General features: G+C 42.5%; 15 protein-coding genes. 12 read left to right on the plus strand and 3 right to left on the minus strand.

Annotated features, from left to right (window positions below):
• Window positions 1-330 precede the first annotated feature (330 nt).
• The 7 genes from V7K69_RS08125 (at window position 331) to V7K69_RS08155 (ending at window position 5,584) form a co-directional block, all read left to right on the plus strand.
• Window positions 331-954: an adenylate kinase family protein gene (locus V7K69_RS08125; protein ID WP_335033080.1), complete on the plus strand. Its 624-nt coding sequence runs from the start codon at window positions 331-333 to the stop codon at window positions 952-954.
• A 284-nt stretch (window positions 955-1,238) separates the two neighbouring features.
• Window positions 1,239-1,982 (plus strand): ribonuclease PH, encoded by a 744-nt coding sequence (rph, locus tag V7K69_RS08130; protein ID WP_335033082.1) that lies wholly within the window; start codon window positions 1,239-1,241, stop codon window positions 1,980-1,982.
• Window positions 1,983-2,250: 268 nt separating this feature from the next.
• On the plus strand, window positions 2,251-2,973 hold the full coding sequence (gene pgl, locus V7K69_RS08135) for a 6-phosphogluconolactonase (RefSeq protein WP_335033084.1): 723 nt from the start codon (window positions 2,251-2,253) through the stop codon (window positions 2,971-2,973).
• Between the two features lie 271 nt (window positions 2,974-3,244).
• The gene (locus V7K69_RS08140) at window positions 3,245-4,120 is read left to right on the plus strand and encodes an FHA domain-containing protein (RefSeq protein WP_335033086.1); all 876 of its coding nucleotides are present in this window, start codon (window positions 3,245-3,247) and stop codon (window positions 4,118-4,120) included.
• A gap of 77 nt (window positions 4,121-4,197) precedes the next feature.
• The gene (locus V7K69_RS08145; protein WP_335033088.1) at window positions 4,198-4,359 is read left to right on the plus strand and encodes a hypothetical protein; all 162 of its coding nucleotides are present in this window, start codon (window positions 4,198-4,200) and stop codon (window positions 4,357-4,359) included.
• Between the two features lie 38 nt (window positions 4,360-4,397).
• Window positions 4,398-5,141 carry a M50 family metallopeptidase gene (locus V7K69_RS08150; RefSeq protein ID WP_335033090.1) on the plus strand — a complete coding sequence of 248 codons (744 nt, stop codon included), beginning with the start codon at window positions 4,398-4,400 and terminating at the stop codon, window positions 5,139-5,141.
• 188 nt (window positions 5,142-5,329) lie between these two features.
• Window positions 5,330-5,584: a hypothetical protein gene (locus tag V7K69_RS08155; protein ID WP_335033092.1), complete on the plus strand. Its 255-nt coding sequence runs from the start codon at window positions 5,330-5,332 to the stop codon at window positions 5,582-5,584.
• A gap of 78 nt (window positions 5,585-5,662) precedes the next feature.
• Here the strand turns inward: V7K69_RS08155 and V7K69_RS08160 are convergent, their stop codons facing one another.
• Together V7K69_RS08160 and V7K69_RS08165 are read right to left on the minus strand one after the other, a co-directional pair.
• Window positions 5,663-6,667 carry a 2-hydroxyacid dehydrogenase gene (locus tag V7K69_RS08160; RefSeq protein WP_335033094.1) on the minus strand — a complete coding sequence of 335 codons (1,005 nt, stop codon included), beginning with the start codon at window positions 6,665-6,667 and terminating at the stop codon, window positions 5,663-5,665.
• Between the two features lie 214 nt (window positions 6,668-6,881).
• On the minus strand, window positions 6,882-7,904 hold the full coding sequence (locus tag V7K69_RS08165; protein ID WP_335033096.1) for a serine hydrolase: 1,023 nt from the start codon (window positions 7,902-7,904) through the stop codon (window positions 6,882-6,884).
• A gap of 568 nt (window positions 7,905-8,472) precedes the next feature.
• Between V7K69_RS08165 and V7K69_RS08170 the strand changes: the two genes are divergently transcribed.
• Window positions 8,473-10,002, plus strand: coding sequence for a YifB family Mg chelatase-like AAA ATPase (locus V7K69_RS08170; protein ID WP_335033098.1), 1,530 nt, complete (start codon window positions 8,473-8,475; stop codon window positions 10,000-10,002).
• A 63-nt stretch (window positions 10,003-10,065) separates the two neighbouring features.
• Here the strand turns inward: V7K69_RS08170 and V7K69_RS08175 are convergent, their stop codons facing one another.
• Window positions 10,066-10,707 (minus strand): type I restriction endonuclease, encoded by a 642-nt coding sequence (locus tag V7K69_RS08175; RefSeq protein WP_335033100.1) that lies wholly within the window; start codon window positions 10,705-10,707, stop codon window positions 10,066-10,068.
• Between the two features lie 160 nt (window positions 10,708-10,867).
• Between V7K69_RS08175 and V7K69_RS08180 the strand changes: the two genes are divergently transcribed.
• The 4 genes from V7K69_RS08180 (at window position 10,868) to V7K69_RS08195 (ending at window position 14,756) form a co-directional block, all read left to right on the plus strand.
• On the plus strand, window positions 10,868-11,884 hold the full coding sequence (locus tag V7K69_RS08180) for a YihY/virulence factor BrkB family protein (RefSeq protein ID WP_335033103.1): 1,017 nt from the start codon (window positions 10,868-10,870) through the stop codon (window positions 11,882-11,884).
• Between the two features lie 150 nt (window positions 11,885-12,034).
• Window positions 12,035-12,592, plus strand: coding sequence for a DUF421 domain-containing protein (locus V7K69_RS08185; protein ID WP_335033105.1), 558 nt, complete (start codon window positions 12,035-12,037; stop codon window positions 12,590-12,592).
• A 40-nt stretch (window positions 12,593-12,632) separates the two neighbouring features.
• A complete protein-coding gene (purB, locus tag V7K69_RS08190; RefSeq protein WP_335033107.1) occupies window positions 12,633-13,928 on the plus strand; it encodes an adenylosuccinate lyase in 1,296 nt (431 codons plus the stop codon).
• Window positions 13,929-14,216: 288 nt separating this feature from the next.
• Window positions 14,217-14,756, plus strand: a complete 540-nt coding sequence (locus V7K69_RS08195; protein ID WP_335033109.1) for a DUF4126 domain-containing protein — start codon at window positions 14,217-14,219, stop codon at window positions 14,754-14,756.
• Window positions 14,757-14,808 lie beyond the last annotated feature (52 nt).

Here is a 14,808-nt window from a genome sequence, read left to right on the forward strand (position 1 = left end):
AAAAAGATACAATAATTAAGTTTCTTTGCTGTCAGTAATTAGTACAAATCTGCCTGTATAATCAATCTGTTTTTCACAGATGTGGTGGATTTAGCAAATTGCATTCTTAGTCAACACTACGTTTGTGTGTAAGTCAAGAGTTGTTTGGATTGAAATTTACGTCTTTCCCCTGTAAGTATTTGTAAAATTTAAAACATAATATTTACAGTTCAAATTATTTAAAAAGGCTGGTTATAACCTCTGAAAATCCCTAAATGTTAGATTTGTCGGTTGTTTGGGCAAAACAGACTTAGCAAGTAGTGAATTTGACAGCATGAGGAGTGAATTGTTGTGAGATTGGTGATTCTGGGAGGTTCAGGATCGGGGAAAAGCACTCAAGCACAAAGGCTTGGCAGATACTTTGATATTCCTCTGATTTCTACAGGTGAGATTTTACGGGAAGCAATATCTGGCAATCAGCCCCTGCCGGAATTTCGATGGTCGGAAGCCGATCCCCGGACTTCTCTTTCGGTTTACGCTAGTCTAAGTGAACTAGGTTATCACGCACTGCCCTACATACAAAAAGGGGAGTTAGTTCCAGACGAAATGATCGTTGATTTGATCAGACTTCGCCTCAGACAACCAGATATTAACTGCAATTGGGTCTTAGAGGGTTATCCTCGTACTGCCTTCCAAGCTGAGGAATTAGATTTTTTATTGGATGATTTAGGGCAAAAGCTAGATTGGGCAATTTATCTCCAAGTTTCAGAAGCAGTGATGGTTAGTCGTTCTTTGGGGCGATCGCTACCAGATGACCAACCAGAAATCGTGCAGCGCCGTGTAGAATTATTCTACGATCGCACCATTCCAATCCTAGAATATTACGACCGTCGTCGCTGCCTATTGACCATTAACGGCGACCAATCACCAGAAATGGTGCAGCAAAATATTTTGACTCTGCTTTCAGTTCCTTGATGAGTGCTGAGTACTTAGGTGATTTACAAGAATAAATATACCGATGCCGTTGGTTTCGACTTCTCTTCGAGACGCTACGCGAACGCTCAACCAACTGATAGATCGAGAGTTGAGCGAAGTCGAAACTCGCCAACACAGGTATTTTCTTTGTCGGAAATCACCTTAGTGCTGAGTGGGAGAGTTAGGAGTTAGGAAAAATTCTTGGCAATGCCCAATGTCTAAAAAGATGATTTACAACACTAAGGTAATCTTAAGGCAGTATTGTAAAACTTGAGGCAATTCTAATGGCTTGGCAGCGTCCTGATGGTCGGATTCCCTACGAACTACGTCCGATTAGCTTTCACCCCAGTTTCACCCGCTTTGCCCCCGGTTCTGTTCTTGCAAGATGCGGTGATACGCAAGTACTTTGTACCGTTAGCGTTAATAAGGGAGTTCCAAAGTTTCTCGAAGGAACTGGTAAAGGCTGGTTAACTGCTGAGTACCGAATGTTACCATCTGCTACCCAAAAACGCCAAGAAAGGGAATTATTGAAATTATCTGGACGGACGCAAGAAATTCAACGTCTCATTGGGCGCAGCTTACGTGCAGCAGTGGATTTTGAGGCACTGGGAGAACGCACGCTAACTGTGGATGCTGATGTGTTACAAGCAGATGCCGGAACTCGGACAACAGCCATTACAGGCTCGTTTGTGGCATTGGCTCATGCGATTTCTAAATTATTGCAAGAGGGCGTGTTGGAGCGATCGCCTCTGTGTGGACAGGTTGCAGCAGTTTCCGTAGGATTACTAGAGGGAGAGCCGTTTTTGGATCTAGACTATATCGAAGATGTGGCTGCAACAGTAGATTTTAACGTGGTGATGAATCAACATCTGGGAATCATTGAAGTCCAAGGAACAGCCGAAGAAGGCAGCTTTAGCCGCACTCAGTTGGATCAACTGCTAGATGTTGCCCAAAAAGGAATTCAGGAATTGTTAATCCTTCAACGCGAAGCGATCGCTGATTGGGAAACCTTATTTGTGATTAATTAGTTTTATTAATTTTTAATAAGAATTAATAAATGTATCCTCTGTGGTGTTAATGAACAAAGTATCAAGTAACTGGGTGTAAATAAAATTATGAAAAGAGTTAGTAGTTAGTACGACTGACTACTGACAACTTACCGTTGAAGGTGATAAGGTGGTCAACGTTTTTCAAGCCTACTTAATCCATGATGTTAAATGTTTCAAAAGTTAAAAAGGAGGATTGTAATAAGTTCGGTATGGTATTGCTGGAAGCCAGCAATATGATGATGAAGCCATGAGCAAAACCGTTGAAGTTCTACCGGATCAGCCGGCGCTGGTTGCACGAGCGCTAGAATTAATTCTGTCTAAGTTAGAAACTGCTATTGAGCAGCGAGGGCGGTTTACCATCGCCTTATCTGGCGGCAGTACACCTAAACCGTTATACGAAGCGATTGCTACTCAAAAACTGCCTTGGGACAAAATTCATGTATTCTGGGGGGATGAGCGTTACGTACCATCAGATCACCCCGATAGCAATGAACTGATGACGCGTCGTGCATGGCTAGATCGTGTTGACATCCCAGCAGCTAACATTCACCCCGTCCCAACTTTAGAAGCCAATCCAGAACTCGCGGCTGCTAAGTATGAACAACATCTCAAAGAATTTTTCAATTCTTCTGGGGTAGAGTTTCCCGCATTGGATGTAGTATTACTAGGAATGGGTGATGATGCACATACTGCATCTTTGTTTCCCCACACAGAGGCTCTCAAAGTACGCGATCGCCTGGTGACTGTGGGTAACAAAGACGGAAACCCCAGAATAAGTTTCACATACCCCTTCATCAACTCTGCTCTCAGTGTGATTTTTCTGGTTGCTGGTGCTAATAAACGCCCAGCTTTGGCGCAAGTCTTTGCACCTGTCGCCGATGACTTCGCTTACCCATCCCGCTTAATTCGGCCCCAAGGTGAACTTTGGTGGCTGCTGGATGCAGCAGCAGGTTCGGAACTTCAACATTAAAGTTGGGGAATGGGGAATGGGGAATTGGGAAGAGGACTTGGGGACAAAGAGAATTGGGGACAAAGGGAAAGACTTGTTGTAAGTTTTAAACTTTTGTCACCTTGTCCTTTTGTCCTCTTGTCCCCCTGCTCCCCCTGCCTCCTTCCCTGTGTCCACTCCTCCCTTTTCCGTATCAAATCAGCAGTAATTGCTAGAATCTAAAGCTAGGGCCGCCCTCTGCTTGCCAGTCCTACCTATATTTATGATGATCTTGAACAAAGGCTAAATATCGATGATCGTCTGCCCTAATTGCAATCATCCCAACCCTGATGGTGCTGTCCAATGCGAAGCTTGCTATACACCGTTGCCCGCAACTACTAACTGTCCTAGTTGTGGAGCAAGTGTGCAGGCAGATGCTGCATTCTGTGGCCAATGTGGCTATAACCTTCACTCCGCAGGAGTTCCACACGTTCATAGTGCGGTAGCTACAACAGTTACTCCCGATGTTCCTGTGGAAGTACCACCGTTAGTTCCACCCGATCCACTGTTAGAACTTTTACAACCAGATGCTTTGGGAATGAGCGGTTCTACTAACTCTCATCCTCCTACTTCATCTTTACCAGCAACAGAGGTGGCAGCTCCCCCAGTAGCTCCCCCAGAGGAAGCTGTTATAGAAAACAGCCCCCCAGAAGCAGAGCCAAGCGTCGCAGTACCCGTAGTTTCTGGACAAAGTATTCCTACTCCACCACCGTTGGAACCAGCGCCACCCTCTGAAGCGGAACTACCGCCGCCAGCAGCACCAGCACCAACTGCAACTGTAGCCAGAACGCAATTGCAGCAGGTTATAGCGCGGTTAATCCACGTTCAAACCGATCGGCTAATTGAATTGCCGCAAAATCTCTCTGTGATTCATATCGGCAAGCCCAATGACCGGATTCCTCCAGATATAGACGTTTCAGGATTCCCAAATTCAGAAGTTGTCTCGCGGATTCATGCAGATATTCGTGTTGAAGGAGATGCTCACTATGTAGAAGATGTGGGAAGTTCTAATGGCACTTACATTAATAACTTGCCCCTTTTACCAGGGAATCGTCATCGATTGCGACCAGGCGATCGCATCAGTTTGGGTAAAGGAGACTTAATGACATTCCTGTTTCAATATGCTTAACTGATTTTCCAGCAATTGTGACATCAGTCTAAGCATATTCTGCCCATCCTCCGGCATCCTTTTTGGAGGAGAAACAAATGCACCGCATCAGACAAGCGACGGATAACTATGTTGTTTTTGATAGCGCCATAGTTTATAGCCGTCGCTTCGATGTGCGAATTGTTGCATTGCCCAGCAACTCCACTACCTCAATAATTACACTAGGATGGATAAAATACACTGCCAATTTAAAATTTTGAATTTTCCAGAAAATCTAAAATCCAAAATAGAGTGACCTATGAGGGAACCAAGTAAAAATTTTGAACCCTTGCTCACCCAAGAAGCCCCGTCAGTTGTTGAGCGTATGGGGCTAACCTGGCTAATTGCAGCAGCGATCGCAACTGCTTTACTGTGGCAAGTACCAGGAGGTGATTATATCTTATACCCATTTACAATTCTGGCAACCTGGTTTCATGAAATGGGTCACGGCTTAATGGCACTCCTATTAGGGGGACAGTTTCAAAAATTACAGATTTTTAGCAATGGTTCCGGTGTTGCAACTTATGGCATCCGGTCGTCATTGGGGCCAATTGGCCCGGCAATGGTCGCAGCCGCAGGCCCAATGGGGCCACCTCTTGCCGGTGCAGCTTTGATTCTGGCTTCCCGCAGTTTTAAAGCAGCTTCCCTAAGTTTGAAAATATTAGGGAGTTTTTTGCTATTTTCCACATTAATTTGGATACGTTCCTGGTTTGGATTGGTGGCAATTCCCTTGTTGGGTTTAATAATTTTGGGTATCGCTCTGAAAGCTCCTCGGTGGGCGCAAGGGTTTGCCATTCAATTTCTGGGTGTACAAGCTTGTGTGAGTACGTACCATCAACTTGATTATCTATTTAGTAGTTCTGCTGGCCCCCTTGGACTCTCTGATACAGCCCAAATGCAGCAATATTTGCTTTTACCTTACTGGTTTTGGGGCGGGTTGATGGCGATCGCATCTCTGGTGATTTTAGTCCAAAGTCTCCGCGTTGCCTATCGTTCGGAGTAATGAGTATAGAAGCATCATCAAAAGGCAATTAAATCTTTAACTCAAAGAATTACTGAACATCAAGAAAAGATTAGACTGGAATCAGAGAAGAGTTTTCCTGATGAAGGTTTAATTAAGCATTGGGAAAAAGAGATTCGTGCTTTTGACAAGGCAATGCAACAAGCGCGTAAAAGATTGGGACAATAAATATGCAGATTAGCGATCGCCCTCTTGCAGTCACGAATTCAACCCTTAGTACCTTGATTGCTGAATTAAGTACAGAGTGCCTGAAAGTACAAGCATTAGTTAACCAATTACAGTTAACTAATTTAACTGCTAACCAACAAGCCGAAATTCTCGCAGAACTCTTAGCTGCTGCCGTTCATCTGCATACTCATTGTGACGAAGATTTTCAAACGCTAATTGCTGAGGAAATGGAGAATTTGGCTGATGATGAGGATTGACTAGTGATTTTAGTCCAAAGTCTCCGCGTTGCCTATCGTTCAGAATGAATATACAAATTAGCGATCGCCAATCATTACCTAAGCTGACGGTTGAGCGCGAATTTCATTAGCGCAAGGACGACCATTTTCAACATCAGCAATATTAGCAAAAGTTGTTTCTGCAATATTATGGAGAGCCTCTGCTGTAAAAAAGGCTTGATGTCCGGTAATTAGTACATTGGGGAACATTGCCAGACGTTGGAAAATATCATCTTGAATAATTTCCCCAGATAAATCCTCAAAAAACAATTCCGATTCTTGTTCGTAGACATCCACACCGAGATAGCCAATCTTACCAGACTTCAATCCCTCAATCACTGCTTGGGTATCAATCAGCGCTCCCCGGCTAGTATTAATTAGCATTACGCCTGGCTTAATCTGTTTTATAGCCTCAGCGTTAATCAAGTGATGCGTTTCGGGAGTCAGAGGGCAATGTAAGGAAATAATGTCAGAGTTGGCAAATAGCTCAGGTAGTTCTACATACTTTCCACCTAGCGCCTCCAATTCTGGATTGCGATAAACATCATAGGCGAGTAGGTTACAACCAAACCCCTTCATAATCTGTCCTAAAATCAGACCGATTTTACCTGTGCCAATAATCCCCACTGTACGCTTATGCAAGTTAAATCCCAACAGTCCATCTAGGGAAAAATTGCTTTCTCGGACACGGTTATAAGCACGATGAATTTTGCGATTCAGGCTTAAAATCAATCCTACAGCATGTTCTGCTACTCCATAAGGTGAATAAGCGGGAACACGCACAACAGTAATTCCTAAATCTGCTGCGGCTTGTAAGTCTACATTGTTAAACCCAGCACAGCGAAGGACAATCAGCTTAGTACCCCGTGAGGCGAGAAGCTCTAAAGTTAGGGCATCAACCTGATCGTGTACAAATACGCAAACCGCCGGAAATCCGGCGGCGAGGATAGCTGTATCCCGATTTAAACGGGGTTCAAAAAACACTAATTCGTGTTGTGTGGGAGAATTTACATCTGACAAAAACTGGCGATCGTAGACTTTTGTACTGAAGACTGCTACTTTCATATAAAAACTCAAGCTCTATGCTGCACGATATCCGACTACATAATAGCTTGGCAGTTAGAAAAGTGATGTCTAAGACTGGCTATTCGCTATCGTATTTTTGAAGATTGCCAGCTTTCAGAATTACAGTTAGCTAAAAAACCCCTTAAGGAGGTTGGGATATCTCTTCCGTCTAAGCCTGAAACTAAAGCAAAAATTTAGAATTCAGAAGAAATAATTAAGGTAGATTACTGACTTTTGGCTGCTCGAAGTAGCCATACATCACCCGCGAAACTTGACGAATAAAATCTCTAGCTCTAATGTCATTATTTGGTCTACGCACAAAAATTCCTGCTAAATAACGCTTACCTGATGGTGTTTCAATAATACCTGCATCACCCAATACAAATCGCAGAGTACCTGTTTTATGAGCAATATTTGCACCAGAACCTAAGCCAGATGGGAGCAATGCTCTATTATGACAACGAATCATAATACCTAAAACTTGGGATTGACTTCTATCAGAAATTAACTGATTATTTGTAACCAAAGCTGACAGTCTTACCAAGTCTTTTGCACTAGTTTTATTTGTTCCTTTAAAGTCTCCTAACATATTGTGAATTACAGTACTTTGCAATCCCCAACGGCGAAACTTTTGATTTAATTTAGATACACCACCTAAACGATCGATAATCATATTTGTAGCAGTGTTATCGCTAATAGTCATCATCTTGGTTGCAGTTTGCAAAAGACTCAGCTTAGTTCCCACTCGTTGATACTGCAAATTTCCAGAACCGCCAGTGATATGTTTCCGTCGCATCACCAAAGTTTCACCAAGTTTGATTCTCCCTGCATCTACTTCTTGAAACAATGCAATCAAAATTGGATACTTAATTGTGCTAGCAGCAGAAAATGCTTTACCACCATTAAAATTAAAATAATCACCTGTTTTTAAGTCCATAAAAAAGATTCCGGGAGTGAGGAATCTATAGCGATCCATTAATGCTTTAATAGGAGTTTTTAGCTCTGATATCTCGCGTCCTAGAGGAACTACACCAGTAAATTTGGAGCTATTTATTGGGTTGGCAGGATCGCCTAGAGGAACCGGAGGAATAAACTTAAGTTTTGGTAATTGTAAATTAGATTGATTTGCACTCCAGTCATTTACGTTGCCAACTTGATTACTGTTGGGATTCGCTTTTACTGGAGACGAAAATAAAAAAATACTTGTAAGGCTGAGTAATAACCAGCGTAGTTTCATGTAGTGCTGTAAGGATAGTGTTGGATTTATTTACAGAGATTTTCTCAAGAAGTTAATCAAATCCGGATTGATTGACATAGTAATCACTAAGGTATCCCATGTCAATAGATATGAAACACACATGATTGGAAAAATGAAAATAAAATCTATGGTAAAAAAGCACAAGATAGAATATGGATAATATGCTTTTATCACATCAATTGATTATATTTTTATACAAATAGTAAGAGATTATGATTGCAGTTTTAATTCTGCTAGCAATGATTTATACATACATAGCACTCTGGATAAAAAAGCAATTGCTTCTATCTAATTCATAATTGTTAATTCATGATAGTAAGCTCAGATAATTAGTTATGGTTTTTACACTTAGTAACTAGGGTATTAAAGGTTATTTATAAAGTGTAAAAATAAAATTACCGTAGTGGCGTAGCACAGCTAAAATAGTGCAGTCGAAAAAGAAATGGTATAACTATACTGGATCGGTAGAATAGTCTATGTAGTTTTACTAATGCCAATCGACCCACGCATCTGCTAGAGATTTGAAAGGTTTACTGTTATATAAGAAATGCTTGCCAGAGTCTGGAGTGCATCAATTGTGGGCATCGATGCCGTTAAAGTAGGCGTAGAAGTCGATGTGTCAGGGGGATTACCGGGAATTGTTGTCTTGGGACTGCCAGATTCAGCGATTCAAGAATCGAGAGAAAGAGTCAAAGCAACGTTGAAAAATGCAGGTTTCGCCTTTCCGATGCGGAAAATTGTGATCAATTTAACTCCGGCAGATTTACGCAAAGAAGGCCCCTGTTTCGATTTGCCTATTAGCATAGGAATTTTGGCGGCTTCTGAGCAAGTTAGCGCTGATTTGTTGGGAGATTATCTATTCTTAGGTGAAGTGTCTCTAGATGGCAGCTTGCGTCCGGTGGCTGGTGTTTTACCCATCGCAGCAGCAGCCCAAAAAATGGGAATTGCAGGTTTAGTTATCCCTGCTGATAATGCCCAAGAAGCCGCAGTGGTTCAAGGCTTGGCTGTTTACGGCTGCAACCATCTGTCTGATGTGGTAGCTCTTTTAAATAATCCAGGGCGTTACAAACCTGTGCAGATCGATAGTACAGTAGACAGAACAACAGTATCTTACCCTAGCGCAGATTTGCATGATGTGAAAGGACAAGCTCATGCGCGTCGAGCTTTAGAAATTGCTGCTGCTGGTGGACACAATTTAATCTTCGTCGGGCCACCTGGTAGTGGGAAAACCATGTTAGCACGGCGCTTACCAGGAATTTTACCGCCTCTGAGTTTTGCTGAATCTTTGGAAGTGACTCGCATTCATTCGGTGGCTGGTTTATTGAAAAATCGCGGTTCGTTGGTACGCGATCGCCCTTTTCGCAGTCCCCACCATTCAGCATCTGGGCCTTCTCTGGTTGGTGGCGGTAGTTTCCCTCGTCCTGGCGAAATTTCTTTATCCCACAATGGGATCTTATTTTTGGATGAATTAACCGAATTTAAACGTGATGTGCTGGAATTTCTCCGCCAACCTTTAGAAGATGGCTACGTCACGATTTCCCGAACCAAACTATCAGTAACGTTTCCCGCACAGTTTACTTTGGTAGCGAGTACCAATCCCTGTCCTTGCGGTTACTATGGCGATACCATCCAACAATGTACTTGTTCTCCCCGCCAACGCGAGCAATATTGGGCAAAACTTTCTGGCCCGTTGATGGATCGGATTGATTTACAAGTTGCGGTAAATCGCTTGAAACCAGAAGAAATTACCCAACAACCTACGGGAGAAACATCAACATCAGTGCTACAACGAGTGCAACAAGCAAGCGATCGCGCCATTACCCGCTTTCAAGAAGAAGCAAATCTGCGTTGCAATGCTCAGATGCAAAGTCGTCATCTTCAGAAATGGTGCAAGCTAGATGACGCTAGCCGTAATTTATTAGAAGTAGCCATTAGAAAATTAGGTTTATCGGCAAGAGCTAGCGATCGCATTCTCAAAGTAGCACGAACTATTGCAGATTTAGCGGGAGACGATGAGCTAAAAACTAATCATCTGGCGGAAGCAATTCAATATCGCACAATCGACAGAATGCAGTAGTTGTTTTGTATGATAGCTTAACTCTGTTAAAGGTTAACGCAGATAGTTCGTGCTACCAGCAGCTTAAGACGCAGGAGAAATTAACTGACCAATACACTTGAGAATTTGCAAAACAGCGTACAGTTCTCTCGCGGATGTAAGCGGAGCGAAGACTCTTGACAAATCGTACTTTGGTGTATCTGTTTGCGTCACTTTGACAAATAAAATATCGTCTCCATTCGTCACCATCCCAAATACAGGTTTACTGGGGTTGGGGTTAGCCATCATATAAGCTAAGGCTTGCGGTACAGCCGCCCAAACTGACAGCGTAGTTTTTTTCGACTCTAACACCATCACCCAAAACTGATCTTGTAACACTAAAACGTCAATTCGTCCGCGCAGTATCTCCTCGCCATCATCCAGCACTAATTCCACAGATGATTCAGCCTTAATTCTGAAAGGAGGATCGTAAAATCCAGAGAGTGCAAGTATTGGTGACACCAACAACAATATGACTGTCCCTTCTAGTAAATCACCTCCGGCACGATGATAGAGATACCTACGCCGCACGACATCCACAGAGGCTTTTTCAGCTTCCGTAATTTCAGACAATCCCTCATACCACTCTGGGAAAAATTGCTTGTCTTCAACACGGACAAAACCAAATCGATTTTCTGCATCCTGAAGAGTGGTAATCGGTTCTGTAATTGCTGCCGTCTGTGTCATTGTTTTTAGATAACAGTTGCTTTGTTATAATTATCGACTCTACTAAATTCCTCCTCAAGAACGCTTTACAAACTCCCTTGGGAGGATGTCATTACACAGATAAAAAAGTATCAAATATATCAGGAAGTAAGCGATATCCTCTTAGAAGGAGACTGGTTGGATGAATTTGCAGGCGATTTTGAAGTTATTCCAAGAGACATTCAAAGAATGGAGTGAGGATAAAGCGTCACGGTTAGCGGCGGCGTTAGCTTATTACACGATTTTTTCGATCGCACCGTTGTTAATTATTGTAATTGCGATCGCAGGGGCAGTATTTGGAGAAGAGGCGGCAAGGGGTCAAATTGTCGGACAAATTCAAGGTTTAGTCGGCATAGAAGGCGCAAAATTTCTTGAATCAGCCATTCAGAATGCTAACCAACCAAAGACAGGAGCGATCGCTTCGATTATTAGTGTTGTAGTTTTACTATTGGGTGCTACAGGTTTATTTACCGAGTTGCAAGATGCCATGAACACGATTTGGGAAGTTAAACCCAAACCTGGACGCGGCGTAACTAACATCATTCGCTTACGGATTTTGTCCTTTGCAATGGTGATAGGTATTGGCTTTTTACTATTAGTTTCTCTGGTAATTAGTACAGCTTTGACAACATTAGTAACATACTTTAGTAACTTGTTACCAGGTGTTGATTTTCTCTGGCAAATTGTCAATTTTCTTCTCTCTTTTGCTATAACTACAGTCTTATTCGGACTAATTTTTAAAGTTTTACCAGATGTCAAAATTGCTTGGAGTGATGTTTTAGTTGGAGCTTCTCTCACCTCAGTTTTGTTTTCTATTGGAAGATTTTTATTAGGACAATATCTAGGTAATGGCAGCTTTGGCTCAACTTATGGTGCTGCTGGTTCGCTGGTGGTGATTTTAGCTTGGGTGAACTATGCCACGCAGATTCTTTTCTTCGGTGCGGAATTTACCCAAGTTTATGCTAGAAGGTATGGAAAGGGCATAACCCCAACGAAACACGCCATCCCTTTATCTGATAACACTGAATATAATGGCAAGGCGAAAACAAGTCAATCGTCCACTAATAAAAAGCCATCTTCTAACTTGATTAATCGTTTATTCCATTCTTTTAAGAAGCCCAAACGATTAAAACAAAGGAGGAAAAATCCGAGATTTTAACCTCACTATCCAGGGCTTATATGTTTGTAACTCTGATAAATATTCAAGAATTTAACCTCTAATAAAAATCAGTTTTATCAAATCAGATTCCAGATAAATAACCTGCTACTGGATTTTTTCCAGAAGTCTATTGAAAAAGGAAGAAAATCAGTGCTAACGGAAAAATGGTTTTTTATCGATTGGCAAGCAATCTTTGTTCCTAGCATCAGCGTAGTTGAGTTGATTATCCGTGGTTCACTAGTATACTTAGCACTATTCACGGTGTTACGTTTCCTTCCTAGCCGACAATTAGGAACACTAGGAATTACTGATTTACTCGTAGTTGTGCTATTTGCTGAAGCTGCCCAAAATGCGATGGCCAGTAATTATACATCGATTACTGAAGGCGCTATCCTGGTAGGAACTGTGATTTTTTGGAGTTATTTGTTGAACTGGTTAGGCTACAAAATACCCCAGTTCCAACGTTTTATGAATCAGCCACCGCTACTACTAGTAAAAAATGGTCGGATGATTCAGCGTCATTTGCAACGAGAGTTAATTACAGATGATGAGTTGATGAGCAAGTTACGTCAGCAAGGTGTGGAATTTTTAGCCGATGTGAAGTTTGCATATATGGAGGCTGACGGTAGGATTAGCATCATTACCTTTGACTCAAAAACTAATCCTGTTCCTGAGCCAAAAGCAGCATTAAAAATTGATCTACATTAATTAGACTGTAAAATATGACGGTTGTATTCTGTGCCGAACTGTGATTGAGCGTTATACTTTGCCCGAAATGGCTAATCTGTGGAGTGAAACCTATAAACTAAAAACTTGGCTGCAAGTCGAGATTGCTGTTTGTGAGGCTCAAGCTGAACTAGGTTACATTCCATCTCAGGCGGTTGAGGAAATTAAGGCCAAGGCAGATTTTGACCCCAAGCGGGTGTTAGAAATTGAGGCTGTAGTCCGCCATGATGTCATCGCTTTTTTGACAAATGTCAATGAATATGTTGGGGAAGCCGGACGCTATATTCACCTGGGATTAACCAGTTCGGATGTTTTGGATACAGCTTTAGCCCTGCAATTGGTTGCCAGCCTGGATCTATTATTGCAACGTTTGGAAGACTTGATTCAGGTAATTCGTGAAAAAGCACGGGAACATCGTCATACAGTGATGGCTGGCCGATCGCACGGTATTCACGCTGAACCGATTACTTTTGGTTTCAAGCTAGCTGGCTGGTTAGCAGAAGTATTGCGACACCAAGAACGCTTGAGGATTCTCCGCCAAACCATTGCCGTGGGTAAGATTTCTGGTGCGGTGGGAACTTATGCCAATGTTGAACCCCGTGTAGAAGCGATCGCTTGCCAAAAACTCGGACTCAAACCCGATACGGCCTCAACACAAGTTATTTCCCGCGATCGCCACGCCGATTACGTGCAACAATTAGCTTTGGTTGCGGCATCCATCGAACGTTTTGCTGTAGAAATTCGCAATCTGCAAAAAACAGACGTTTTGGAAGTTGAAGAATTCTTTTCCAAAGGTCAAAAAGGCTCCTCAGCCATGCCACACAAACGTAACCCCATCCGTTCGGAACGGTTAACGGGAATGGCGCGACTCGTCAGAAGCCATGCTGGTGCAGCCTTAGAAAACGTTGCTCTTTGGCATGAGAGGGATATTTCCCACAGTTCTGTAGAACGGGTAATTTTGCCAGATGCTTGTACTTTGACGCATTTTATGTTGTCAGAAATAACCGACTTGGTGAAAAACCTATTGGTCTATCCTGAAAACATGGAACGCAATCTCAACTGTTATGGTGGCGTTGTGTTCAGCCAAAAAGTTCTACTTGCCTTAATAGATAAGGGAAGTAGCCGCGAAGAAGCTTATGCGATCGTTCAAGAAAGCGCTCACGTCGCTTGGAACAAGCCAGGAGGAAATTTCCAGGACTTAATTAGCAAAGATCCTCGCGTTACTCAAAAGTTGTCCCCAACAGAACTAGAAGTCTGTTTTGACCCCCAGCAGCATCTCCAGCATTTAGAAGAAGTTTACCAACGATTAGGAATTTAGAATTAATGTGGCTTGTAGTCAGCGCTTAAGCGCTTTCTACAAACTTTTAGACTCAAAAAATAAACAATAAGCAGTCCTTTGATTTATCGCGTCTTTTGCCTTAACCGAAAGGCAAGAGACGCGATACTATATGAACCATTGAACCCACGTTAAAAAAGAATATAAAAATATCAAAAATATTTAGTATTGCATTGCTGAAGGCTAGATGTTTGATGCTGGAATTATTCCTACAATTGGGTAGTATAAATAACAAACAAGTAAGTATTTGTTAGTACTACGAGTGCCTTAATGATTGAAATCCTAGCCACACTTTCTGCCTCTGCCGCAGCAGGAATGAGAATAGGCATACCTTTGCTAATTATTGGACTATTGCAGGGTAGTAACTTATGGTCAGAAGTTCCAATTTTATCTCACATTTCCCCACCAATATTGTTAGGCTGCCTCACATTTTGGTCTTTAGTTGAATTATTAGCCTCAAAAAAGCTATGGGGGCAAAGATTACTACAACTAGTTCAGTTATTCATGTCTCCCATTGTAGGGGCAATTATGGGGTTAGCAGTCGCTAATGCCACAGCAACACCAAACTGGCTGATTGCCTGTATTGGAGGTTCCTTAGCTTTGGTACTCCAGCTAGTTCAAGTTGGTTGGTTCTATCGGTTACGTGGTTTACCCTTGTGGGTAGTCTTTCTTCAAGATACCTTGTGCATTGCTCTAGTACTTTTTGCCTTTGATGCTCCCTGGCAAGGTGGATTAATTGCTTTAATACTGCTCTGGTTTGCACTTCGTAGCGCGAAGCAGTGGTATGACTGGTATCACACAAGGGGATAGGGAATGGGGCAGGCGGCAGGGGGCAGGGACAGGGGGCAGGGGAGACAAGGGG

Source organism: Nostoc sp. (assembly GCF_036917775.1).
Taxonomy (GTDB): domain Bacteria; phylum Cyanobacteriota; class Cyanobacteriia; order Cyanobacteriales; family Nostocaceae; genus Nostoc.

What these genes read in the sequence shown, in the direction of transcription:
- V7K69_RS08150 (WP_335033090.1), top strand. Translation starts at nt 4,398, where the DNA reads ATGAGGGAACCAAGTAAAAATTTTGAACCCTTGCTCACCCAAGAAGCC.
- V7K69_RS08155 (WP_335033092.1), top strand. Translation starts at nt 5,330, where the DNA reads ATGCAGATTAGCGATCGCCCTCTTGCAGTCACGAATTCAACCCTTAGT.
- V7K69_RS08180 (WP_335033103.1), top strand. Translation starts at nt 10,868, where the DNA reads ATGAATTTGCAGGCGATTTTGAAGTTATTCCAAGAGACATTCAAAGAA.
- pgl (WP_335033084.1), top strand. Translation starts at nt 2,251, where the DNA reads ATGAGCAAAACCGTTGAAGTTCTACCGGATCAGCCGGCGCTGGTTGCA.
- V7K69_RS08160 (WP_335033094.1), bottom strand. Translation starts at nt 6,667, where the DNA reads ATGAAAGTAGCAGTCTTCAGTACAAAAGTCTACGATCGCCAGTTTTTG.
- V7K69_RS08170 (WP_335033098.1), top strand. Translation starts at nt 8,473, where the DNA reads ATGCTTGCCAGAGTCTGGAGTGCATCAATTGTGGGCATCGATGCCGTT.
- V7K69_RS08175 (WP_335033100.1), bottom strand. Translation starts at nt 10,707, where the DNA reads ATGACACAGACGGCAGCAATTACAGAACCGATTACCACTCTTCAGGAT.
- rph (WP_335033082.1), top strand. Translation starts at nt 1,239, where the DNA reads ATGGCTTGGCAGCGTCCTGATGGTCGGATTCCCTACGAACTACGTCCG.
- V7K69_RS08165 (WP_335033096.1), bottom strand. Translation starts at nt 7,904, where the DNA reads ATGAAACTACGCTGGTTATTACTCAGCCTTACAAGTATTTTTTTATTT.
- V7K69_RS08140 (WP_335033086.1), top strand. Translation starts at nt 3,245, where the DNA reads ATGATCGTCTGCCCTAATTGCAATCATCCCAACCCTGATGGTGCTGTC.
- V7K69_RS08195 (WP_335033109.1), top strand. Translation starts at nt 14,217, where the DNA reads ATGATTGAAATCCTAGCCACACTTTCTGCCTCTGCCGCAGCAGGAATG.
- V7K69_RS08145 (WP_335033088.1), top strand. Translation starts at nt 4,198, where the DNA reads ATGCACCGCATCAGACAAGCGACGGATAACTATGTTGTTTTTGATAGC.